The 220-nt window shown below is 42.3% G+C and carries 1 rRNA gene; it reads left to right on the top strand.

From position 1 onward, the window contains the following. Window positions 1–149: 149 nt before the first annotated feature. Window positions 150–220 (top strand): 16S ribosomal RNA (locus J1785_RS00010); the annotation flags it as partial.

The raw sequence follows: 220 nt of genomic DNA, 5'->3' as shown, positions 1-220 counted from the left end.
AATCTGTGTGGGCACTCACAAGACGATATCAGCCACTTCGGTGGCAAAAAATATCAAGTCTTAGAGTGACCAAGCAGTAATTCATTTAGTTGAATTATTACGAAGTAATCTCTGAGCACCGCTTAACATGTTTAAGCAAATCGAACTTTTAATTGAAGAGTTTGATCATGGCTCAGATTGAACGCTGGCGGCAGGCCTAACACATGCAAGTCGAGCGGCA

Source organism: Rahnella perminowiae, from assembly GCF_019049755.1.
Taxonomy (GTDB): domain Bacteria; phylum Pseudomonadota; class Gammaproteobacteria; order Enterobacterales; family Enterobacteriaceae; genus Rahnella; species Rahnella perminowiae.
This window is presented reverse-complemented; position numbering and strand designations above follow the sequence as displayed.